Origin of the sequence: Brevibacterium sp. Mu109 (genome assembly GCF_900169375.1) — a bacterium.
Lineage (GTDB): Bacteria > Actinomycetota > Actinomycetes > Actinomycetales > Brevibacteriaceae > Brevibacterium > Brevibacterium yomogidense_A.
Genome location: NZ_FXZF01000032.1, coordinates 1 through 20,507 on the forward strand (window position 1 = coordinate 1; position 20,507 = coordinate 20,507).

The 20,507-nt window shown below is 63.2% G+C and carries 23 protein-coding genes; 9 read left to right on the forward strand and 14 right to left on the reverse strand.

Annotation, left to right across the window (positions count from 1 at the left end; translation table 11 throughout):
• Positions 1 to 336 precede the first annotated feature (336 nt).
• The 5 genes from BSP109_RS14560 to BSP109_RS14580 all read right to left on the reverse strand — a co-directional run bounded on the left by BSP109_RS14560 (position 337) and on the right by BSP109_RS14580 (position 2,743).
• Entirely contained in the window at positions 337 to 630 is a 294-nt protein-coding gene (locus BSP109_RS14560; protein ID WP_257944722.1) for an Lsr2 family protein, read from the reverse strand.
• 41 nt (positions 631 to 671) lie between these two features.
• On the reverse strand, positions 672 to 878 hold the full coding sequence (locus BSP109_RS14565; RefSeq protein WP_146001181.1) for a hypothetical protein: 207 nt from the start codon (positions 876 to 878) through the stop codon (positions 672 to 674).
• Between the two features lie 70 nt (positions 879 to 948).
• Positions 949 to 1,818 (reverse strand): M56 family metallopeptidase, encoded by an 870-nt coding sequence (locus BSP109_RS14570; RefSeq protein WP_180959769.1) that lies wholly within the window; start codon positions 1,816 to 1,818, stop codon positions 949 to 951.
• 104 nt (positions 1,819 to 1,922) lie between these two features.
• Positions 1,923 to 2,318, reverse strand: a complete 396-nt coding sequence (locus BSP109_RS14575) for a BlaI/MecI/CopY family transcriptional regulator (RefSeq protein ID WP_308297921.1) — start codon at positions 2,316 to 2,318, stop codon at positions 1,923 to 1,925.
• Positions 2,315 to 2,743, reverse strand: a complete 429-nt coding sequence (locus BSP109_RS14580; protein ID WP_257944723.1) for a hypothetical protein — start codon at positions 2,741 to 2,743, stop codon at positions 2,315 to 2,317. The genes BSP109_RS14575 and BSP109_RS14580 overlap by 4 nt, the downstream gene beginning before the upstream one ends.
• 239 nt (positions 2,744 to 2,982) lie before the next feature.
• Between BSP109_RS14580 and BSP109_RS14585 the strand changes: the two genes are divergently transcribed.
• Entirely contained in the window at positions 2,983 to 3,708 is a 726-nt protein-coding gene (locus BSP109_RS14585; protein WP_101601610.1) for a thioredoxin domain-containing protein, read from the forward strand.
• A gap of 3 nt (positions 3,709 to 3,711) precedes the next feature.
• Positions 3,712 to 4,596, forward strand: coding sequence for a cytochrome c biogenesis CcdA family protein (locus BSP109_RS14590; protein ID WP_101601612.1), 885 nt, complete (start codon positions 3,712 to 3,714; stop codon positions 4,594 to 4,596).
• Between the two features lie 487 nt (positions 4,597 to 5,083).
• Here BSP109_RS14590 and BSP109_RS14595 read toward each other — a convergent pair whose 3' ends face one another.
• The 6 genes from BSP109_RS14595 to nrdI form a co-directional block, all read right to left on the reverse strand.
• The gene (locus BSP109_RS14595; protein WP_086992464.1) at positions 5,084 to 5,581 is read right to left on the reverse strand and encodes a hypothetical protein; all 498 of its coding nucleotides are present in this window, start codon (positions 5,579 to 5,581) and stop codon (positions 5,084 to 5,086) included.
• A gap of 100 nt (positions 5,582 to 5,681) precedes the next feature.
• A complete protein-coding gene (locus tag BSP109_RS14600; RefSeq protein WP_170934102.1) occupies positions 5,682 to 6,452 on the reverse strand; it encodes a helix-turn-helix domain-containing protein in 771 nt (256 codons plus the stop codon).
• A gap of 79 nt (positions 6,453 to 6,531) precedes the next feature.
• Positions 6,532 to 7,107, reverse strand: coding sequence for an NADPH-dependent FMN reductase (locus BSP109_RS14605; RefSeq protein ID WP_087054584.1), 576 nt, complete (start codon positions 7,105 to 7,107; stop codon positions 6,532 to 6,534).
• Between the two features lie 48 nt (positions 7,108 to 7,155).
• On the reverse strand, positions 7,156 to 8,181 hold the full coding sequence (nrdF, locus tag BSP109_RS14610; protein ID WP_087054585.1) for a class 1b ribonucleoside-diphosphate reductase subunit beta: 1,026 nt from the start codon (positions 8,179 to 8,181) through the stop codon (positions 7,156 to 7,158).
• 32 nt (positions 8,182 to 8,213) lie between these two features.
• Positions 8,214 to 10,370, reverse strand: a complete 2,157-nt coding sequence (gene nrdE / locus BSP109_RS14615) for a class 1b ribonucleoside-diphosphate reductase subunit alpha (RefSeq protein WP_087054586.1) — start codon at positions 10,368 to 10,370, stop codon at positions 8,214 to 8,216.
• Complete coding sequence (gene nrdI, locus BSP109_RS14620; protein ID WP_087054587.1) at positions 10,367 to 10,870, reverse strand: class Ib ribonucleoside-diphosphate reductase assembly flavoprotein NrdI; 504 nt, start codon at positions 10,868 to 10,870, stop codon at positions 10,367 to 10,369. Before nrdI ends, nrdE begins: the two co-directional genes overlap by 4 nt.
• Positions 10,871 to 11,355: 485 nt before the next feature.
• On the opposite strand from nrdI, the gene BSP109_RS14630 reads away from it, so the two are divergent.
• The 4 genes from BSP109_RS14630 to BSP109_RS14645 are packed head-to-tail and all read left to right on the forward strand — an operon-like array spanning position 11,356 to position 14,613.
• Positions 11,356 to 12,297, forward strand: coding sequence for a metal ABC transporter substrate-binding protein (locus BSP109_RS14630; RefSeq protein WP_087054588.1), 942 nt, complete (start codon positions 11,356 to 11,358; stop codon positions 12,295 to 12,297).
• A complete protein-coding gene (locus BSP109_RS14635) occupies positions 12,297 to 13,037 on the forward strand; it encodes a metal ABC transporter ATP-binding protein (protein ID WP_087054589.1) in 741 nt (246 codons plus the stop codon). Before BSP109_RS14630 ends, BSP109_RS14635 begins: the two co-directional genes overlap by 1 nt.
• Complete coding sequence (locus BSP109_RS14640; RefSeq protein ID WP_087054590.1) at positions 13,034 to 13,909, forward strand: metal ABC transporter permease; 876 nt, start codon at positions 13,034 to 13,036, stop codon at positions 13,907 to 13,909. The genes BSP109_RS14635 and BSP109_RS14640 overlap by 4 nt, the downstream gene beginning before the upstream one ends.
• A gap of 11 nt (positions 13,910 to 13,920) precedes the next feature.
• Positions 13,921 to 14,613, forward strand: coding sequence for a metal-dependent transcriptional regulator (locus BSP109_RS14645; RefSeq protein WP_087054591.1), 693 nt, complete (start codon positions 13,921 to 13,923; stop codon positions 14,611 to 14,613).
• Between the two features lie 5 nt (positions 14,614 to 14,618).
• Here the strand turns inward: BSP109_RS14645 and BSP109_RS14650 are convergent, their stop codons facing one another.
• Positions 14,619 to 15,299, reverse strand: a complete 681-nt coding sequence (locus tag BSP109_RS14650; protein ID WP_087054592.1) for a metal-dependent transcriptional regulator — start codon at positions 15,297 to 15,299, stop codon at positions 14,619 to 14,621.
• A gap of 102 nt (positions 15,300 to 15,401) precedes the next feature.
• The gene (locus BSP109_RS14655) at positions 15,402 to 16,466 is read right to left on the reverse strand and encodes a site-specific DNA-methyltransferase (protein WP_087054593.1); all 1,065 of its coding nucleotides are present in this window, start codon (positions 16,464 to 16,466) and stop codon (positions 15,402 to 15,404) included.
• Positions 16,467 to 16,849: 383 nt separating this feature from the next.
• Between BSP109_RS14655 and BSP109_RS14660 the strand changes: the two genes are divergently transcribed.
• The 3 genes from BSP109_RS14660 to BSP109_RS17040 all read left to right on the forward strand — a co-directional run bounded on the left by BSP109_RS14660 (position 16,850) and on the right by BSP109_RS17040 (position 19,427).
• A complete protein-coding gene (locus BSP109_RS14660) occupies positions 16,850 to 17,968 on the forward strand; it encodes a tyrosine-type recombinase/integrase (protein WP_087053551.1) in 1,119 nt (372 codons plus the stop codon).
• On the forward strand, positions 17,965 to 18,303 hold the full coding sequence (locus BSP109_RS14665; RefSeq protein ID WP_170934010.1) for a helix-turn-helix transcriptional regulator: 339 nt from the start codon (positions 17,965 to 17,967) through the stop codon (positions 18,301 to 18,303). Before BSP109_RS14660 ends, BSP109_RS14665 begins: the two co-directional genes overlap by 4 nt.
• 158 nt (positions 18,304 to 18,461) lie before the next feature.
• The gene (locus tag BSP109_RS17040; RefSeq protein WP_146001182.1) at positions 18,462 to 19,427 is read left to right on the forward strand and encodes a hypothetical protein; all 966 of its coding nucleotides are present in this window, start codon (positions 18,462 to 18,464) and stop codon (positions 19,425 to 19,427) included.
• Between the two features lie 289 nt (positions 19,428 to 19,716).
• On the opposite strand, the gene BSP109_RS17045 is transcribed toward BSP109_RS17040, so the two are convergent.
• On the reverse strand, positions 19,717 to 20,274 hold the full coding sequence (locus tag BSP109_RS17045) for a hypothetical protein (RefSeq protein WP_096157926.1): 558 nt from the start codon (positions 20,272 to 20,274) through the stop codon (positions 19,717 to 19,719).
• Positions 20,275 to 20,507 lie beyond the last annotated feature (233 nt).

The following is a 20,507-nucleotide window of genomic DNA, read 5'->3' on the forward strand; positions in this document are numbered from 1 at the left end:
GACCCCGGGGAATCATCTATGTGGAAGAGACCGGTGAGAGACCGGGACACTACTTCCTGCCCTCGCACCGCGTTCGCACTCGAATCCGAGTGAGCCCCTTGCCATCAAGCGAACCGGTGGATCAAGGCTTATGGCCATCGGCCTGACGCTCGCGTTTGCCCGAGCCGAACCGGGCGCCCGGGAAGCCCTCGCCCGGCAGCGCCGTAGGACCTACGAGGCTCTGACGCCCAGGTTCCTCCATCGTCGCACGAGCAGGGCTGGTCGCTCACCGCGCCGCACAGCGGCATCGTCCGCCAGCGCAGTCAAGAATTCGTGACCCAGCCGGAGCCTCCTGTCTCAGTGTGCAACGTTGTAAGCACCGATGACATCTCTATGGACACGACCACGCGCGGACACCTCATAGCCGTTCGCCTTCGCCCACTCGCGAACCTCGGAGGGTGTCGCGCCTGTCTGCTCCTCCCCCACGGACTTACTGCCCCGTTTGGGAGTGGTCCCTTGCCGACGGCGAACAGTAGCCTGGGATTCTTTGTGCGCGACTGAAATGTAGTCCTGAAACAGCAACTCGAAGTCCTCGGCCTCTTCTGTGGTTAGGTTGACGCTGTATGCCTGACCGTTCAGGGAGAAGCTCACCGTCTGGACACTCCCGGTGTCCTCGTCGGAGAGGTCAGAGATTATGACTTCGATGATGTTGCCATGTTTAACTCCTTCAAAGTCGTGCCGTCCAGGAGGGACACGTCCGCATTCAGGGGTTGGCTTCGTTCGTCCTCGCCGAGCTCAGTCGCCACTCCGTCCCCGGTGACGTAATCCGGGCTCGACTCGTCGCTGGCCTTGTCAGCCAAGGCTCCGGGCTCAGTCGAGCAGCCGGCGATCGTCGCCATTGCTGATAAGCCGAGCACGCTGACAAGCACTTGCCACCTGGAGTTGTGAGGTCTCATATGTTCGAGGCGGCTATACGCAGCCTGCCGCGGCGGCAAGGACATACGGAACTTGGATGCTGGTCGTGACCGCGACCAGACCGAGCACGGCGGAACCCAGACTGAATGCGGCCCAGATGCCACCGCGTGCGGCTTCGGGTCGGACAAGGTGCCGGATGCGTTGCGGCCCCGCGGCGTGAAGGAGCCCGTGCGCCGATTCTGGTACGCACGCAGGCTGTGAGGGCTCACCGAGCTTGAGCAGGGCCCCGGCCAGTGCGGGAACTCCCGACCGGCGTCGGGCGGAATCATCAGCGGCGATCTCCAGATAGGTCGGGAGCGCTTCGGTGGCTCCGGCGATCAGCGGGACCCAGCCAAGGACTCGACCGACGGCGGCAGCAGTGATCATGATGAGGTGGTGGCGTTGGCGCAGATGAGCAGCTTCGTGCTCGAGAACGGCTATCAGTTCCTGGTCACTGAGTACATCCAGGACAGAATCGGCAAGCACGATGCCGCCGAGCCGACTAGGCAGCGCGAAGGCGACAGGGGTGCTCTCAGCGATGAGTAGAACGCGATGATCGTGAACGGTGACAGCACGCGCTCGTGCTCGCAGCACGTCTGCAGCAGCGGCACCTGTGCGGGCGAGACGACGTGCTTCACGCACCGCACTGACAGCGATCACTAGTCCTGCCCCGGTCGGCAGAAAGAACAACACCACTACCGGAATAGCGGTGTCGACGACTGCAGTGGAGAACGGGCTAGCTGCCGCGATGCACCGCTGACACACATCTCCGATCTGCCCAGGCAACAGGGAGGGTCCGGAGAACAGCCACGCCGCCATCGGCCCAAGCGACAGCACGGCGATGAGCCACAGCAGCATCCCGCTGACCAGCAGTCCTGCGGCCAACCGGGGCGTCCGGACCAATGCCGGTGCCGCCCGACGCAGGATTCGCCGCCCTCCGAGTCCGGTCACTGCAAGGCTCCCGAGCAGCACGCCGAGTAGGACCCCGGTCATAGCGAACCCTGTTCGTCGCGTGCCCTCAGATACTCATGCAACAGGGCACGGTCCTCCCCGGTCATACTGTCCACGAAGTGCAGTATTGAAGCAGTGCGGTCGCCACTTGCTTTCAGAGCCCGCTGCATAAGTGCGGCAGTGTGCTGCTCCCGGCTCATGCGAGCTTCGTAGCGCACAGATCTGCCGCTACGTGATGCTTGCACGAGCCCCTTACGGTCAAGATGTTTGAAAATCGTGGCGATCGTGGTGTACGCGCGAGTCCCACCTAGTGTGTTGATGACTTCTCTGACGGTGGAGGCGCCATGCGTCCACAAGACGTCCATGACCTGGGCCTCCAGCGGGCCGAGCCGGACAGCGTCATGCGGCTCACCGGCATTATGGGAGCGCATCATGATGCCTGAGGCACGGGACAGACGACCTGACCGCGCAGGCTGTACAGGAGCGCGACCAATGTGAGGACAAGTGCACCGAGAGCCAGGAATGGCTGGATCGGGGCGAACCACGTCAACGCACCGGTGTACCCGAACGCAAGAAGCGCAATCTTGTTGCAGACCGGACATCCGACAGCGAACCAGGCGAGGACCCCGCCCGCCATGCCCATGCGGCTTTCGCGTCGCCGTGGTGGGATGTCGGCATCCTCATCGGACGCTGGTTCGTGCATAGTGCGCGGTTCGGCTCGGACATAGGTCGCTGCGAGCATGCCGGTCAGCGCTGAGGTGATCAGCCACACGGGGTAGTTCCACCACACCGGTTCGATGTCGCGGGCGAAGAGTGAGTTGGGGATCAGCACCGTCACGAACCCGACAACTACCGTCATAGCCACGGCCACAACCACAGCCGCGCGCACTTGCCGCCGCGACCACAGACCCAGACCGGAGACAGCCTGCCCGACCGCCAGGCTGAACGCAGAACCAGTAGATGCAGAAGCCATAGCGACAGTATGCCCCACAATCGACTACGCTTCTTAGTCGACTACGTTTCATAGTCATCTAAGGCTGTTAGGACACCAGAATCGACCAGAACTGTGGTCGTAAGACATCCGATACCGGAGGACCCATGTCGAACACGCCGAGTCCAGTGCGTCGATGGGCCGTGCCCATCACGGTGATCGTCGCCGCGGTCGTGCTGTTCATCACTGCGATCTCGCTGGGACAGGGACGTACTGACAGTCCAGAGGAAGGCTCACAAGCTGCCGGCGAGGGGCCGGTGGAGGTCGAAGCGGTCGAAACGCCGGACCTGTCAGACATCGAGCGACGCGATGAGGGAGACCCGCTAGCCGTGGGCCCGGTGGATGCCCCAGTTGGCCTCGTGATCTTCGATGATTACCAGTGTCCATTCTGCGCTCAGTGGAGTCAGGACACTCTGCCGCTGATGATGGAGCGGGTCGAGGAAGGCGAGCTTCGCATCGAGTGGCGCCAGGTCAATGTCTTCGGCGATGCGTCGCTCAGGGCCGCGCAGGCGGCTTATGCGGCCGCTCTGCAGGGTAAACATGTGGAGTACCACGAGGCGCTGTTCGCCGGCGGTGAGCCTCGCCCGGAGTCCGAGTTGTCTGAGGAGGCGCTCACCGAACTCGCAGGAGAGCTCGGGCTGGACGTCGACCAGTTCACGGTCGACTTCACCTCGGAAGAGACCGGGGAGGCGGTCGAGAGGAACGAGACCCTCGGAACGGAATTGGGGGCGTTCTCGACTCCGACCTTCGTGCTCGGTGGGGAACCGATCGTTGGTGCGCAGCCTTCGTCGGTGTTCACCGATACGTTCGATGCCGCGTTGGTGGAGGGCTGAAGCATGGAGATCGGTCTGATTACTGCGTTCCTCGGCGGCGTGCTGGCTCTGCTGAGCCCGTGCGCGGCTCTGCTGCTGCCGACGTTCTTCGCTGCCACAGCAGGTTCCGGGCCGCGCCTGGGCCTACATGCCGCGATCTTCTACGGTGGCATGCTCATCGTTCTGATTCCGCTGGGCCTCGGTGCCGGCGCGCTGGGAGCCCTGTTCACCACCCACCGCGCGAGTGTCATCGCGATTGCCTCAGCGGTGCTGATCGTCTTCGGTCTGGTCCAGCTGTTGGGGTTTGGCTTCGACCCTGCGCGCTTCCTGCCCGGTGTCGGGCGTCTCCAGCAGAAGGGAGCCTCCAGCACAGGGTTGGGCAAGACCGCACTTCTGGGTGCCACCAGCGGTGTCGCCGGGGCGTGCGCGGGTCCGATCCTCGGTGCCGTGCTCACGCTGGCCGCCGGTCAGGGCGACATGCTCACCGCCGGGGTCATGCTCGGAGTCTACGGGGCGGGCATGGTCGTACCGCTGTTCATCCTGGCGGCCAGTTGGAAGCGCATGAGTACCCGCGCACGCTCCGCGCTTCGTGGTCGAGCCTTCATCGTCCTCGGTCGCGAGCTGCACACCACCTCGGTGATCACCGGCATCCTCATCATCGCTGCCGGAGTGCTGTTCTGGACGACCAATGGCCTGCTCGGTGTGCCCGGATTCGTCCCCGGTGGAATGCAGGCGTGGTTGCAAGAGGGCACCTCAGTGCTGGCGTCGCCATTCTATGACGGCTTCGCCGTCGTCGCGGTCGCCGTCATCGCTCTGCTGATCTGGGCCAAAGCCCGCAGACGCACACAAACCCCGGGTGAGGATGCGGCGGTTCCCGTCGAAGAGACCAGCCCGCAGGACCAGGTATGAGCCGTCAGCCTTGGGCAGCAGCCGGCTGCCTGCTGGCACTCATCGTCCTGTCCGGCTGCTCAGTCTTTGATCCGGAGTCTGACCAGGGTCTGGAGCGATCACCTCAGCCGATCGGTTCTCAACTGCCTGCCGCCGAAGCTGACGAGCTGCGAGTGCCGAACACATTCGACGCGCTGCCCCTCGTCGAGATCGATTGGGACATCGCTCCTCAGGAGCTCGATGGGGTCTTCGTTGCTTTTCGTGAGACGGACGGTGCCCTGGAGTTCAGCGCGGTCGCTGAGAATGGCACAGTACTGTGGGCGGCTGAACGGCCGATCAACTGCGGCGGCTTCGCGCTGACGACCACTACGACAGGGCAGCACCTCAGGTGTCACAGGTGGTGCTGTTCCAGAGGTACGCACAGAACCGAGTCAAGGGCGAGGCATCCCGGCAATGACGCGTCGAAACACCAAAAACACGCGCCGAAACGTCAAACTCCGCCACCGGGTCAGCGTGCGAGGTGACGCCCTGACGAGGGGCCAGCGACGGAGCTCGGCGTCGAGTCAGGGGTGAGAGCATCCTCGCGTTCCTGCAGCGCATGCTGCAGATAGCGGTTGATGACGGTGTGGTTCGTTCCGTCCGCACCGCCCGTCAGAGGTACGTGGTGGAACGAGTACGCCGGGTACGGCGTCGCCTCCCGCAGCGCCTCCAACCACGCATCCACGTCCTCGGGCAGTACCCAATCCTGCGGCGGCGGATTCGACTGTAGGAACTCCGTCGCCCCGGCATATACCTCAGAGTCTTCGAGCATCTCGTGGATCGTGACCGCCACCGCCCGCGCCAACGCGACCGGGTTCCGGCCTGCGATCACGGTCGGCTCGACCTCCGGGTCATCGGTCCAGACGATGATGCCGAGAGACAGGGCGCTCGGCGGGCTTATCTTGCGCCGAGGATCCGCAGCGTTCGTGGACGTCGATGCTGATGCTTCGCCCGGGTTGATGCTCATGGTGGTGGCTACTTCCCTCGCAGGTTCGCGCGCACGATGGCGTGGTCGGCGTACTTGTGAGGCAGGACACAGTTGGCGGCCACTGGTATCGAGCAGTCGTCTATGGTCGAGAGATTTGCCGATACTGCTGCGGGGACAGACCGTGTACCTGACGGAAGGCGCGTGAGGCGTGGCTGGGGTCGGTCCATCCGACGCGACGTGCGATGGTTTCGACGGTGTCGCTGCTTGAGCGTAGAAGGTCGGCCATGCGTCGTGAACGTTCGTTGCGAAGGAACGCTGCTGGGCTTGTGCCGACGTGGCGGGTGAAGAGTCGGGCGAGTTGCGATCGAGAGATCGCGGCCTCGTCGGCGAGAACATCCATGGTCCACGCGCGGCCAAGATCGTTCATGAGCAACGCCATTGCGTGGCGCACCGAGGGGTGTTCGGGCGAGTGCTCGGGGACGGGTCGCGTGAGGATATCGAGCAGGTCCACTGCCAGACTCAAGCGGCGAAGTGTCGGCAAATGGTGCCGTTCACCGTCGATCAACCGTTGCAGGGAAGCATTCACGTGCGGGAACACTGTGGAAGGCACGTCGAGCACGGTCGGGTCTGACCGGTGACTATCTGAAAGCACAAGAGGAGCAGGAGCGCTGGACTGAGTGATCCAGCGCTCCTGCTCCTCAAGGAATGCCGTGTCGATGTATGCGGTGGTGGTGATGACTAGACCGGCGGGTTCTCCCGCATACCAGCGGCCTGGAGGGAGCAGCACGACCTGCCCTGCGGCAAGATCGACTTCACCGGTCTCGTGACTGAGCGTCGTGGTGCCCGAGTTCACGATCATCACCTTGGTCGCGTCGACAGCAACCCGACCCGTCGAGGCGGAGTGGAGCACGCGCTTTACCGTCAGTGGAAAGGGATTAACACGCGCGCCCAGAGCCTGCGCTCGTGCTTCCGGGGATGCAGGCATCGCATCAACGCACCGAGTTCTGACCTTCGATGATTCGAGCGAAGCGGAGGATGTAGTCCCGGAGGAACTGCACGGTCGATTCCTGCGAGATGTTCCCATCCTCACCGAAAAGGGTGGGTGATTGGGAAAGAAAGACCTCGGGCTGTCCGGGGGTGGGCATGTCGAAGTATGAGAGTGCGAGCCGGAGGTTCTTCTGCGAGCTGTACCCGCCCATGCGGCCAACGGAGTGGCTGATGATCCCTGCGGGCAGGTTCTTCCAGGCGACATCGCTGTTGGGTTTGGAGCCGATGTCGATGGCGTTTTTCAGGCAGGCGGGGATGGTGCGGTTGTTCTCTGGTGTGACGAACAACACGCCGTCGGAGGCTTTGATGATCTCGCGGAACTGGGTGTATTCCGGCGGGGTGGGTTTGTCGGTGATGTCGGGATCGTCGTAGTCGAAGTCGTAGAGAGGAAGGTCGCGGATCTCAACGATGCGTGCGTCGTAGTCTTCGGGAAAGTAGCCGATGGCGTTGTGGGCGATCTTGCGTGCGTAGGAGCCGCGGCGCAGACTGCCGACAAGGACGGAGACGTTCTTACTCAAGGGGTGATTCTCTTTCTCTGGGGTGGATGTTGTGGGAGTGACGGTCGGTTAGAAGTCCCAGTCGTCGTCGCTGGTGTCGACGGCTTTGCCGATGATGTAGGAGGACCCGGATCCGGAGAAGAAGTCGTGGTTCTCGTCTGCTCCGGGGGCGAGGGCGGCGAGGATTTCGGGGTTGACTTCGGTCTCTTCTGGAGTGAAGCGGGCAGGGTAGCCGAGGTTCATGAGGGCTTTGTTCGCGTTGTATCGGACGAAGACGGCGACGTCGTCCATGAGGCCGAGCGGTTCGTAGAGCTCACCGGAGTACGCCAGTTCGAGTTCGTAGAGCTCGTCGAGGAGCGCATAGGTGAACTCGCGCATGTGTTCCTGCTCGGCTGCGGTGTGGGTTTCGAGGCCGCGCTGGTATTTGTAGCCGGAGTAGTAACCGTGTACGGCCTTGTCGCGGAGGATGAGCCGGATCATGTCGGCGGTGTTGGTGAGGGTTGCGTGGACGGAGAAGTGCAGCGGCAGGTAGAACCCGGCGTAGAGCAGCAGCGAGGACAGCAGCGTGGAGGAGACCTTCCGTTTGAGCGGGTCATCCCCGTAGTAGTGCGCGAGCACCTTCTTGCACCGTTCCTGGAGCAGGTCGTTGGCGACGGCCCACCGGTACGCGTCGTCGATCTCTGGGGTCGAGGTGAGCGTGGAGAAGACGGAGGAGTAGGAGCGGGCGTGCACGGACTGCATGAACGCGATGTTCGTGTAGACGGCCTCTTCGTGTTCGGTGCGGGCGTCTTGGATCTGGCAGATCTCGCCGACGGTGGCTTGTACGGTGTCGAGCATGGTGAGCCCGGTGAACACGCGCATGGTCAGCGTGCGTTCCTCCTGGGAGAGTTTTTGCCAGGCGGGGAGGTCGTTGGAGAGGGGCACTTTCTCGGGGAGCCAGAAGTTCGCGGTGAGGCGGTTCCATACCTCGAGGTCTTTGTCGTCTCCGACGCGGTTCCAGTTGATGGGCCGCAGGCGGGCTGCCGGGTCGTGCCGATAGCCCGGCGGAGTGACGGAGATCTCGGTGATGGGGCGGGTGATATCGGTGAGGGTCATGGGTGTTCCTTCGGGAAGATCGGATTCTGGGGTTACAGCGCGCAGGAGACGCAGCCTTCAATCTCGGTGCCTTCGAGTGCGGGCTGGCGCAGGCGGATGTAATAGAGGGTCTTGATCCCGGCACGCCAGGCGTGGATCTGGGCTTTGTTGATGTCGCGGGTGGTCGCGGTGTCGCGGAAGAACAGCGTGAGAGACAAACCCTGGTCGACGTGGCGGGTGGCGGCGGCGTAGGTGTCGATGATCTTCTCGTAGCCGATCTCGTACGCGTCCTCGAAGAACTCGAGGTTGTCGTCGGTCATGTGCGGGGCCGGGTAATAGACGCGGCCGAGCTTGCCTTCTTTGCGGATCTCGATCTTCGCCGCGATCGGATGGATCGACGCGGTCGAGTTGTTCACGTACGAGATCGATCCAGTCGGCGGGATCGCCTGCAGGTAGGCGTTGTAAATGCCGTGCTGCCGCACGGATTCCCGAAGTTGCGCCCAGCCGTCGCGGGTGGGGATCGCGACGCCTGCCTCGGCGAAGAGGGCGCGGACACGTTCGGTGGCGGGCCGCCACTCGCGCTCGGTGTACTTATCGAAGTGCGAGCCGTCGGCGTAGGTGGAGGTCTCGAACCCGGTGAAGGTCGTGCCGCGTTCGATGGCGATCCGGTTGGAGGCGCGCAGGGCGTGGTAGGTGACGGTGAGGAAGTAGATGTCGGTGAAGTCGATGCCCTCCTCGCTGCCGTAGCGGATGCGTTGCGAGGCGAGGAACCCGTGCAGGTTCATCTGACCGAGACCGATCGCGTGCGACGCGTCGTTCCCGGCTGCGATCGAGGGGACCGCGTCGATGTCGGTCTGATCCGACACACTCGTCAGCGCCCGCACTGCGGTCTCGACGGTCGCGCCGAAGTCCGGTGAGGCGAAGGCCTGGGCGATGTTGAGGGAGCCGAGGTTGCAGGAGATGTCCCGGCCGACCTGCTCGTAGCCGATCGCCGCGTCATAGGTGGAGGGCGTGTTGACCTGGAGGATCTCGCTGCACAGGTTCGACATGTTGATGTGCCCCTGCAGCGGGTTGGCGCGGTTGACGGTGTCCTCGAACAGCACGTAGGGGTATCCGGATTCGAACTGCAGCTCGGCGAGGGTCTTGAAGAACTCCCGTGCGCTGATCGTGGTCTTCCGCACCCGCGGGTTCGCGACCAACTCGTCGTAGTGGTCGTTCACGGACAGGTCCGACAGCGGTTTCCCGTACTCGCGCTCGACGTCGTAGGGGCTGAACAAGTGCATGTCCCGGTTCTCCTTCGCGAGCTGGAAGGTGACATCGGGGATCACGACGCCGAGCGAGAGCGTCTTGATGCGGATCTTCTCGTCCGCGTTCTCCCGCTTCGTGTCCAAGAACCGCAGGATGTCCGGGTGATGCGCGTGCAGATACACTGCGCCCGCACCCTGCCGGGCCCCGAGCTGGTTGGCGTAGCTGAAGGAGTCTTCGAGGATCTTCATCACCGGGACGACGCCGGAGGCCTGGTTCTCGATCTGCTTGATCGGTGCTCCGGTCTCGCGCAGGTTCGTCAGCAGCAGCGCGACTCCGCCCCCGCGCTTGGAGAGCTGCAACGCAGAGTTAACGCTGCGTCCGATGGACTCGAGGTTGTCCTCCAGGCGGAGCAAGAAGCAGGAGACGAGCTCGCCGCGCTGCGCCTTGCCCGCGTTCAGGAATGTCGGGGTCGCAGGTTGGAACCTGCCCGAGAGCATCTCGTCCACAAGCCGGGTCGCGAGGGCTTCGTCGCCCTGTCCGAGGAAGAGCGCGGTAGCGACGACGCGCTCCTCAAAACCTTCCAGGTACGTGGTGCCGTCGAACGTCTTCAGGGCGTAGGAAGTGAAGAACTTGAACGCGCCGAGGAAGGTCTGGAAACGGTGCCCGGCCCCGCGAGCCCGCTCATGCAGGTCGGTGAGGAACTCCGGGGCGTACGCGTCGAGGAACGCCCGCTCGTAGTAGGCGTTCGCGACCAGCCACTCCAGGCGCTCGGCCACGCTCGGGAAGGTTCTCGTGTTCGGGATGACGTGCTGGCGCAGGTACTCGTCGGCGGCTTCCTTGTCCTTGTGGAACTGGATCGACCCGCCCGGGGCGAACAGGTTCAGTTGCGCGTTGAGGGCGTGGTAGTCCTTCCGCGCACCGATCCCGGTGCTTGCCCGAGCCGCTGGGGAGATGATGGTCATGCGGTCTTCCTCTCAATGGATGTCAGATTGTCGGAGGCCTGGTCCCAGAAGCGGGTCAGGCCGATGTTCACGTGTTCGATGTCGCGCTGGGTGCCGAGCAGCTCGAAGCGGTACAGCTCCGGAACCTGGCATTTGGCAGAGACGACAGGGCCGGCGAGGCAGTAGTGCTCGCCGAAGTTCGTGTTCCCCGCCGTGATCACCCCCCGGATCAGTGCCCGGTTCGCGGGGTCGTTGAGGAACGAGATCACCTGCTTCGGCACCGCCCCGGCACGTTCCCCGCCGCCGTACGTGGGGACCACGAGCACGAAGGGCCGCGCGACCCGGATCAGCCCCTCCACTCGTGGCCGCAGCGGGATACGGACCGCGGGCTGGTCGAGCCGGTCGACGAAGCGGCGGGTGTTCTCCGACACGCTTGAGAAGAACACGAGATCAGGCGACTGGGCGGCGGCGAGTTCGCGCACTGAGGGCGCTGCGCGCCGGGACTCAGGTGGGGGTGGCATAGCGATCCTCCTCGCTCTCTCTGGCTGTGACGCGCCACGCCACCAACCACTACATGTTGTGCCTCACCGATGTTTGGAGCGGCGTATCTAGGAATAACATCGATGTGGTTCACTTGTCTACGCCACGCCGCTGTTTGTAACTACGGCTTGCCGAACACTATGCTGTGGGGCATGAGACGAACACCCACGGACGAGCGCAGCGAGGGTGTGTGGCTGGAAGCCATCACGTTGTTCCAATCCGTGCGAGACGCTGACCATGACGCTGCGGCTCACCTGTTGCGAACGTCTTCCGACCCCGAGGCGGTGACGCTGAACCTGCTACGCATGCTCAGCGTCTACTTGCGCGGAGAAGCTCCCGACAAGCTCGACCACTTCATCGCCGCGTCCCATCGTGCTGGCCCGCCCCCAAAGCCTCGCCCTCCGCTTCCACCACTCACGTGAACTTCCACCCGCGCCTCGTCACCCGCTCAGCTAAGGAACTATCCATGCCACGTACCACCCGCCTCTTCTCCCGCCGTGCCCTGTCGCTGCTGGCAGCGTCCGTGCTCGCGTTCTCTCTTGCTGGATGCGCAACATCCGGCGAGAACGATGCGGGAGCAGACGATGAGCGTCCCGTGGTGCTGACGACGTTCACGGTTCTCGCGGACATTGCCGAAAACGTCGCGGGTGACCATCTGAGGGTGGAGTCGATCACGAAGGCCGGGGCCGAGATCCACGGCTACGAGCCCACACCCGGCGACATCCGCAGAGCGTCGGAGGCTGACCTGATTCTCGACAACGGAATGAACCTGGAGGCGTGGTTCGCACAGTTCGTCGAAGGGCTGGATGTGCCTCACGTCGTCGTCAGCGAAGGAGTCGAGACGATCGACATCACCGAGGACGCCTACGCGGGGATGCCGAACCCACACGCATGGATGAGCCCATTGAACGTGCAGATCTACGTCGACAACATGGTCGACGCCTTCAGCGACCTCGACCCCCAGAATGCAACCGAATACCAGGCCAATGGTGAGGCGTACAAGGCCGAGCTGCAGACGGTGCAGGACGAGCTGGTCGACGAGCTGTCGGTCCTGCCGGAGAATCAGCGAGCGTTGGTCACCTGCGAGGGTGCGTTCTCCTACCTTGCCAGGGATGCCGGGCTGACCGAGAAATACATCTGGGCGGTCAACGCCGAACAGCAGGCCACCCCGCAGCAGATCGCCTCGGCGATCGAGTTCGTCCGCGACGACGCCGTGCCCGCGGTGTTCTGTGAGTCCACCGTGTCCGATGCCGCGATGCAGCAGGTCGTGGAAGCCACCGATGCTGATTTCGGTGGTGTGCTGTATGTCGATTCTCTGTCCGAAGCGGAGGGCCCTGTCCCGACCTATCTGGATCTGATCCGCCACGACGCGACCACCATCATCGACGCGCTAACGGCACGGAACTGATGACGGTCGCGATCTCGGTGCGCGACGTCACCGTCCACTATGGTGAGGTCCTCGCTCTCGACCGTGCCACCCTCGACATCCAGGCCGGGCGGGTATGCGGGCTCGTGGGGATGAACGGGTCGGGTAAGTCCACCCTGTTCAAGACGGTCATGGGTCTGCTGCGCCCTGATTCCGGCACGGTGCGCGTGAACGGCGAGAACCCGGGCAAAGCGCGCAAGTCAGGGGTCGTGGGTTACGTGCCGCAGAGCGAGGTCGTCGACTGGGCATTCCCGCTCTCTGTGCGCGATGTCGTCATGACCGGCCGCTACGGGCACATGGGGTTTACCCGCCACGCGAAGAGAGCCGACCATGAGGCTGTAGATCATGCGCTGGAACGGGTGGAGCTGACCGAGTACGCGAACCGGCAGATCGGGCAGCTCTCCGGCGGTCAAAAAAAGCGCGCGTTCGTCGCGAGAGGCATCGCTCAGGGGGCGACGATCCTGCTGCTGGATGAGCCGTTCGCCGGCGTCGATAAGCGCTCCGAGGCTACGATTACCCGGCTGCTGCGGGAACTCGCCGACGATGGGGCCACGATCCTCGTCTCCACTCATGACCTTCATGCGCTGCCCGGCCTCGCCGACGAGGCGATCCTATTGATGCGACGCGTGCTCATGCACGGGGACCCGGACGAAGTGCTCCAGCCCGACAACCTTGCCCTGGCCTTCGGCCTGGACGTCCTGAACCGAGGCACCACCTCATGAACCTGACCGACTTCTTCCTCGAACCCCTCAGCTACGACTTCATGGTCCGCGCCCTCGCAACCACCCTGATTGCCTCGATCGTGTGCGCGGTGCTGTCTTGCTGGCTTGTCCTGATCGGCTGGTCGCTCATGGGCGACGCCGTCTCCCACGCCGTCCTCCCCGGCGTGGTTCTCGCCTACATCGCCGGCGTCCCCTTCGCGCTCGGAGCAGTGGTCTTCGGCTTTCTTGCTGTCGCGCTCATCGGAGCGGTGAGAGACACCAGCCGTGTCAAAGAAGACGCCGCGATCGGGATCGTGTTCACCACACTGTTCGCTCTAGGGCTCGTGCTGATCTCGGTCACGCCGTCGCAGACCGACCTGAACCACATTATCTTCGGCAACCTGCTGGGCGTCTCCTGGGCCGATCTCACCCAGATCATCATCCTCGGTGCGATCACCTTCACGATTCTCGTCACCAAACGCCGCGACTTCACTCTCTACGCCTTCGACTCCACCCACGCCCACGCCATCGGACTGAACCCGAAAATCCTCGGCGCCGTCCTCCTCGGACTCCTCGCCCTGACCGCCGTCGTCGCCCTGCAAGCGGTCGGCGTTGTCCTCGTCGTCGCGATGCTCATTATCCCGGGAGCTACCGCCTACCTGCTCACCGACAGGTTCGGACGCATGCTCGTCATCGCCCCCGCGATCTCCGCAGGCTGCGCCGTTATCGGCCTGTACTTGAGCTACTACCTCGACACTGCGTCCGGCGGCATGGTCGTCCTCGCTCAGGGAGCCGTCTTCGCGCTCGTCTACCTCTTCAGCCCCCAGCACGGTCTCATCGGGACCCGGATTATGAGCACACGCCGCAGACGCGCACTCGCTTCCGCACAGTAAGGGCATCACGCATGCGCCGCAAGAGCGACAAGTCAGGGACCAGAGCACGCTATCTTCGTGCCATCTGGTCACTGACCGAGAACAGTGACGCTCCAGTCACGGTCACCGGCCTAGCCGGTGCGCTGCGATTCGTACCAGGGAGCGTCTCCGAACAGGTAAAGCGACTCGCCGAGGACGGTCTCGTCAACCACGAACGGTACAAGAGCATTTCGCTCACTCCTACGGGACGACTCGAATCGATGCGGGCAGTGCGGACGAACCGGATACTGCGGTGCTTCCTCCACGACGTCCTCGACCTGCCCTGGAGCGAACTCGCCGCCAATGCCGACGCATTGGAAGCCAGCAGCTCACCCCGCTTCCTCCAACGAATCGAAGCCTCCCTCGACCAGCCCACCCACGACCCCTACGGGCAACCCATCCCCACGCCAGACGGCCGCATCGAGACTCCCACCGATATCCCCCTGCGGGAACTCGCACGCCCGCGATGGGCTCCAGTGAAGATCACACGCATCGCGGACGCACCACTTGAAACACTGGTATTCCTCGACGAGCGACACCTTCGCCCCGGCACACGGTTAGACATCCAGGCCTGCACAGCGGAAGTCAACATCATCGAGGTCCGCACGGCGCAATGGCATGGCACGTTGCTCCCTGCCGGAACAGGCGTGCTCCATGCATCACTCCACGACGAAGCTACGGGGTGACCGCATCAACTGGCGACGACAGACACATAGAGTGCGTCTGTCGCCGAACGCCCCAGTGCTACCGAGGTGTCCGATCCCGTAACTCGCGCATCCAGTGCGTCCGAGAACGGGGCACCTTCGCCGATCTCCAGCGTTGATCCGATCACGAAACCGTGCTCATCGAAGAACTGCAGGAGCGCCGGATCCGAGTCCGAGATGCGCTCGACCACGACTCGGTGCCCCGCGCCGACTTCGGATAGCTGTGTCGCGTCCGGGATATGCACCGTCCCATCGGCTGATGGGATCGGGTCACCATGAGGGTCGCGGGTGGGGAACTCCAAGAACTCGTCGATCCGGTCAATCATGAAGTCGGACACCGCATGTTCAAGGTGCTCCGCCTCGTCATGCACCTGATCCCACGAGTACCCCAAGACACTGACGAGGAACGACTCAATCAGCCGGTGCCGACGTACCATCGCCAGCGCGTACGAGCGCCCCGTCTCCGTCAACTCCACCGAACCATAAGGCGCATGCTCGACAAGACCCTGCGTAGAGAGCTTACGGACAGCATCCGAGACCGAAGAGAGCTTCAACCCTGTTCGCTCCGCGAGGAGCGTCGGCGTCACCGGCACCGACGACCACTCCGTCAGACCCCACACGGCCTTCAAATAGTTCTGGGTGCTCGCGGACAACTCAGAGACGGACATGAACTCAGCATAACGCCGAACATGCAACTACGTCATGGCTATGCTCAAAAGTACGGCGTCGAGGCGGCGCGCTCATCGACAGGCGTTCCCCGGCCACAGGAGCTACTGGTCCAGCCTCGACTGGACCAGTGGAACGTATGACGCATCCTTCTCGAAGCACAGCACGCGATAGCCATCGCTGACCGCTGCTTCCACCGTCGTCCCCGATCCAGCGAATGGCTCCAGCACCACTCCGTGCGGCGGGGTCACCAACGTGACGAGCCAGCGCATCAACGCCAACGGTTTCACGGTTGTGTGCGATACCCCGAACGCGCGGGGTCGTTCCGCTGTGGAGGGCTTGTGGTCGAAGCGGAAGATCGGGAACTTCCGCGACAGTGACTCGCCCTGCCACGTCCCCGTCAACACATCCAACGCATCCGCCTGACCCGGATCGAACGCGACGTTCGTCGGCCACCGGCCGTCAGCGAACCTCGCCCCGTCGATGTTGATCCCACCGACGCCGTGCTCGAGGATGTTGCGGACGACGTTTCCTTCGGGTGGCTTGCGGGCGATGATGATCGGCTCGAATGCCGGCCGCAGTGCCGTGCCCCATCCATCCCACTGCTGCGCGTCCTCGGTGACCGGGGTGCCTTTGGACAGGACCGTGCGGGTCGCGCCGAGCACCCCGTCATGATCAGTGGTCTGCACGATCCGATCAGCACGATGCACGCCGTGATGCTTGTCGATCGCGTGCGAGAGGTCCATCGATTTGGGCATCCCGGTGGTGTGCAGCCATGCAATCTGGTCGCGGATCTCGAACCCTGCGTTCTCGATCCCGCGCACCATCCGGTGCCAGGTGCGTGCACCACCGAACGCTGCAACATACGCCCCCGGCTTCAACGCATGCAATGCTCCCGCAGCCCACGCCGTGCACCACGTCTCGAACAACTCCGGCGCACTCATCGCACCCGTGTCGAGGTGCGGGAGGGATTCCCTGAACCCGGACGCGTCATCCCAGGCCTGTCCGTTGAAGCTCAACCCGTACGGCGGGTCAGTGACCAGAGCGTCGATGCTCGCCTCGGGCAGGAGCGGGAGGAGCTCGACCGCGTCACCGAGATAGAGCGTTGCCCGCTCATCAGCGAAGACGGGCTTCGGAAGTTCGGTCAGCGGCGGGGTGGGGTTGGACATGATCGTGGCTCCCTGCTGTTCGGGGCCTGTCCGCGCTCGTGTGCGACGAACAGGGCTACCCAGCAGGTACGGGCCAATCCGACTACGACGAGCCGACACAGCCCCAGCGTCGACGCCACGTCAGAGTCAGTCGCAGCGCGCCGAGTCCGTGATCAGCGAGGTGCCTGTGCCTCGCTGATTCCCAGCGCCAGATTTTCTCCCACACACGATCGGCAATCAACGGTTGAGCGGGATTTATTGCATCAGAAGTCACATCCCAGACCAGTGTTGACCGCGACGTTGTCGATCGACTCGATCGACAACCCTTGCGCCGATTGCACCTCTTCGGTTTTTTTACCGTAAAAGTCACATCGTGAGATTTAGGTAACGACCGGGGGTGGTGCATGGTCGGCGAGTTCCCTGGTTCAGCGCGGCTGATGCTGGTACCCGGGGTGGCGCATCTGAACGAGCGAGCGGCCGTGTTCGAGGCAATGGTCGCAGGCTGGACCCGGCAGCAGCTCTCGCGTCAGCTCGGCCAATCGACCTTGCGGGATCGTGAGCGGCTCATCCGGCGCTTTCAGGACTTCACCGAGCAGTATCCGTGGGAGTGGACACCGGGCGATATGGAGGACTTTACGGTGTCGCTGACGTGCGGCGCGGATCGACTCGCCGTATCGACGATTCGCGGCTACCACCTCACGTTGCGCATGTTCTGCGACTACGTCACCGATGCACGCTACGAATGGCCCGTACAATGTCAGGATCGCTTCGGCACATTCCCGGTGCAGGTGTGCAATGAATGGAACACGGTCGCGCACCTGAACGAGTACGAGGGCAGACCGCAACGTCGCCCTCTGACGTATCGGGAGTTGCAGGATCTCTTCGACTGGCTCGATACACGGATCGAGCAGATCGTGCGCCTCGGCCGGAAAGGGTCGCTTGCCGCGTGGCGCGACGCGACGATGATCAAGACGACCTATGGGTTCGGGCTCAGGCGCAACGAGCTCGTGCGCCTGGACTTGCCCGATCTGCGTCCGAACCCGCACATGCGAGCTTGGGGCACCTATGGGTCGATCCATGTGCGGTTCGGGAAAGCGATGAAAGGCTCATTGCCGAGGCGCCGCACGGTTCTCGCTGTTCCCGAGTTCGATTGGGCCGTCAATGGTCTGCGGCAATGGGTCGAAGAGGGGCTGCCCCTGTTCGAGGCGGGCAACCAGGCCGCACTCTGGCTGACCGAGCGGCGCAGCCGGGTCAGTGTCCGCCACGTCGATGAACTCTTCGCCGACACACGCAGCGAGATCGGCCTTGAAGAGCACTTGACCCTGCATTGCCTGCGGCACTCGTATGTGACCCATCTGATCGAGTTCGGCTACCCGGAGCACTTCGTCACCGAACAGGTCGGGCACCGTTGGGGGTCGACGACCGCGATTTACACCTCGGTGTCCAACGACTTCAAGAACAAGACCCTGCAGGCCGCTCTTGCCAGGGTCTACCGAACCGAAGAGGAGGCGAGCCCATCATGAGGACGATCCAGATGCAGTGGAATCTGCGGCAGGTCATGGCCGACCGTGGCATGTTCCAGACCAGCGAACTGATGCCGCTATTGGAAGAACGCGGCATTCACCTGACCCGAGAGCACGTCTACCGGCTCGTGACGAAGACCCCGCAGCGCCTGAACACCGAGGTACTCGTCGCGCTCTGCGACGCATTGGGCTGCACCCCGAACGATCTCATCGTGCCGGTCGTCGCCGAGCAGCGGGCGGCCCGCACCGGCACGCACAACGAGGGCGGCCCGAAGATCGGATCCATCCGTCCGATCCGGGCGGTGATCCGCAGGCCCGACGGCGTCGACGAGTGAATGCACGCCGGGCACCGGTCTGCATCCGATGCGAGCGACTGACCGGATCATTCGAGTTACCAGAGGGAAAGATCTGTCAGAACTGCTGTCGCTACCTCGCTTATCACCCCGCCCGCTGCCCAGGCTGCAGCCAGTTTCGCCCCTTGCCCTACCTCTCAGTGACCGCACCTGCACAGTTGATTTGTGCCGACTGCGCGGGGAAGCCGCCCGTGTTCGTCTGTGAGAAGTGTGGTCGTCAAGATCAGCCCTATGGGGTTCGTCGTTGCGCTTCCTGCGTTCTGAGCGAACGCCTCCATGTGCTGCTGCTTGATCCCCGCACCGGAGAGATCCACGAACGTCTTCGGCCAGTCTTCGACGCGCTCGTGGGGTCGCATCGGCCGCAGAACGCGATTACCTGGTTGCAACGACCGCCCGGTCACGGCCCTACCCTTCTCCGTCAGATGGCCTCTGGCGAAGTGAACATCTCCCACGACACCTTCGCCCGACGGCCGATGGATCGCGCACACAACTACCTGCGCGATCTCCTTGTCGCGCTTGAGGTCCTCGAACCCTACGAACCACTGATCGAGCGCATTGGGCCTTGGCTTATCGACCGTGTCGCGGGCATCAGCGCGATGCACCGACAGACCATCGACCAGTTCGCACGCTGGGTTATTCTCCGTCGATTGCGCACAGCCGCCGACCAGGGCAGGCTCACCAAAGCGATGGCCGAGGGCGCGCGGCAACGCCTGAACCGCTCGATCGACCTGTTGGCATGGCTCGAGCACAAACAGACGACGATCCTTGAGGTTACTCAGCACCGACTCGAGCTCTACCTCTCCACCCAAGTGATGTCAATGTCGATGATGCTGCACCCGTTCATCACTTGGATAAACCGCACTGGGATCAACAACCGTATCTCCGTGAAGAACCCGAACCCCAGCCAAGCGCATGTCACGATGGGAGATGCCGACCGCTGGCGTCATATCGGCACCCTCCTACGCTTCTCTCGACAACGGCTGGCTCTTCCCAGGCGGAATCCCCGGCCGTCCGATAGCCACCGAGAACATCCGAGGCCAGCTTGTCGAACTCGGCATCCCACCCCACCAAGCCCGGCATGCAGCCATGTTTGGCCTCTCAGCTGAGGTGCCGCACATGATCCTCGCCCAAACACTCGGAATCTCTCAGACCGCCGCACGAGCATGGGCAGGCCTCGCGGCTCGAGACTGGGGCGGCTATATCCGCGAGAGAAACGACAGAGGCAAACTCAGTCCTTAGGCTTGGACGGAGGTGTCGGCCTCGGCTTCGCGGCCTCGGTCAGTTCCGTGAAGGCTTCCTCGACGTCGGGCCGCGGTGTTGGATTCTTGTCGTCAGCCATTTTTCTTCTCCACAGAATCGTCACCGTGAGTCAGTGTCTCAAAGGCTTCTTCGACGTCAGGGCGTTCCGGGGGCGGAGGGGGTGTGGACGGGGTTGGTCTGGCCATTGGTTGGGTCTCCTCTCAGGACAGATGCATTGATACCAGCGACAAGCAGCGCAGTCACTACGCCACTTACCAAGAGCACGAACGCCGACTTGGTTGCCTTTGCGCGTTTCTCATTCTTCGAGTTTCGTTTCTCGATTTCGCGTACCTTCACTTCGAGGATGTAGTCCTCCATCGCTTCCATACGCTCAGAAGCATTAACCCATCGAGTGACAAGGAATCGGCCGGAAGGCGAGTCAATCGTCGACGGCCAGAGCGAGACCGCCGCGGCAATGATCGTTGCGACAGTGAGCGCGAACGGCACTAACCCGAGGTACCACGATCGGGCATCGACTAAGCCTGTGAAGGTTGCCCCCGCAAGCACTCCGGCGGCGACAACGACAAACGAGGACTTCGTGTCGATTGACCGAGTGCGTTCGATCGCTGCGTTACGGAGCGTGTCGAGTTCAGAACTCAGAAGTCGAATTCGCTGAAGGCGCTCGCGTGACGCCAACCGCTCTTTTCGGCCCACGATGCTCCTTCGGCTCGCTGTATTCAACCAGCATATCGAGCGAGTCTTTAGAGACGTGAGAGCAGAACGAATCCCGCCATGAATAGTGCTGACCCGCCACTAACACGGCTCTTCACGAACGAGGGTGTAGTCGAGGTCTGAAACCGCCGGCTTCGAGCAGACTCCTGTCGATGTAGTGCCTCAGGTTCCGGAACCCAAGCGCGATCCCGCGCAGATGCTCGAGTCGGCCATTG

Bases quoted from the DNA above. Each gene is read 5' to 3' on its own strand.
- BSP109_RS14565 (WP_146001181.1), bottom strand. From the start codon at position 878: ATGGCGACGATCGCCGGCTGCTCGACTGAGCCCGGAGCCTTGGCTGAC.
- BSP109_RS14575 (WP_308297921.1), bottom strand. From the start codon at position 2,318: ATGATGCGCTCCCATAATGCCGGTGAGCCGCATGACGCTGTCCGGCTC.
- BSP109_RS14580 (WP_257944723.1), bottom strand. From the start codon at position 2,743: ATGACGGTAGTTGTCGGGTTCGTGACGGTGCTGATCCCCAACTCACTC.
- BSP109_RS14585 (WP_101601610.1), top strand. From the start codon at position 2,983: ATGTCGAACACGCCGAGTCCAGTGCGTCGATGGGCCGTGCCCATCACG.
- BSP109_RS14590 (WP_101601612.1), top strand. From the start codon at position 3,712: ATGGAGATCGGTCTGATTACTGCGTTCCTCGGCGGCGTGCTGGCTCTG.
- BSP109_RS14595 (WP_086992464.1), bottom strand. From the start codon at position 5,581: ATGAGCATCAACCCGGGCGAAGCATCAGCATCGACGTCCACGAACGCT.
- nrdF (WP_087054585.1), bottom strand. From the start codon at position 8,181: ATGACCCTCACCGATATCACCCGCCCCATCACCGAGATCTCCGTCACT.
- nrdE (WP_087054586.1), bottom strand. From the start codon at position 10,370: ATGACCATCATCTCCCCAGCGGCTCGGGCAAGCACCGGGATCGGTGCG.
- nrdI (WP_087054587.1), bottom strand. From the start codon at position 10,870: ATGCCACCCCCACCTGAGTCCCGGCGCGCAGCGCCCTCAGTGCGCGAA.
- BSP109_RS14630 (WP_087054588.1), top strand. From the start codon at position 11,356: ATGCCACGTACCACCCGCCTCTTCTCCCGCCGTGCCCTGTCGCTGCTG.
- BSP109_RS14635 (WP_087054589.1), top strand. From the start codon at position 12,297: ATGACGGTCGCGATCTCGGTGCGCGACGTCACCGTCCACTATGGTGAG.
- BSP109_RS14640 (WP_087054590.1), top strand. From the start codon at position 13,034: ATGAACCTGACCGACTTCTTCCTCGAACCCCTCAGCTACGACTTCATG.
- BSP109_RS14645 (WP_087054591.1), top strand. From the start codon at position 13,921: ATGCGCCGCAAGAGCGACAAGTCAGGGACCAGAGCACGCTATCTTCGT.
- BSP109_RS14650 (WP_087054592.1), bottom strand. From the start codon at position 15,299: ATGTCCGTCTCTGAGTTGTCCGCGAGCACCCAGAACTATTTGAAGGCC.
- BSP109_RS14655 (WP_087054593.1), bottom strand. From the start codon at position 16,466: ATGTCCAACCCCACCCCGCCGCTGACCGAACTTCCGAAGCCCGTCTTC.
- BSP109_RS14660 (WP_087053551.1), top strand. From the start codon at position 16,850: ATGGTCGGCGAGTTCCCTGGTTCAGCGCGGCTGATGCTGGTACCCGGG.
- BSP109_RS14665 (WP_170934010.1), top strand. From the start codon at position 17,965: ATGAGGACGATCCAGATGCAGTGGAATCTGCGGCAGGTCATGGCCGAC.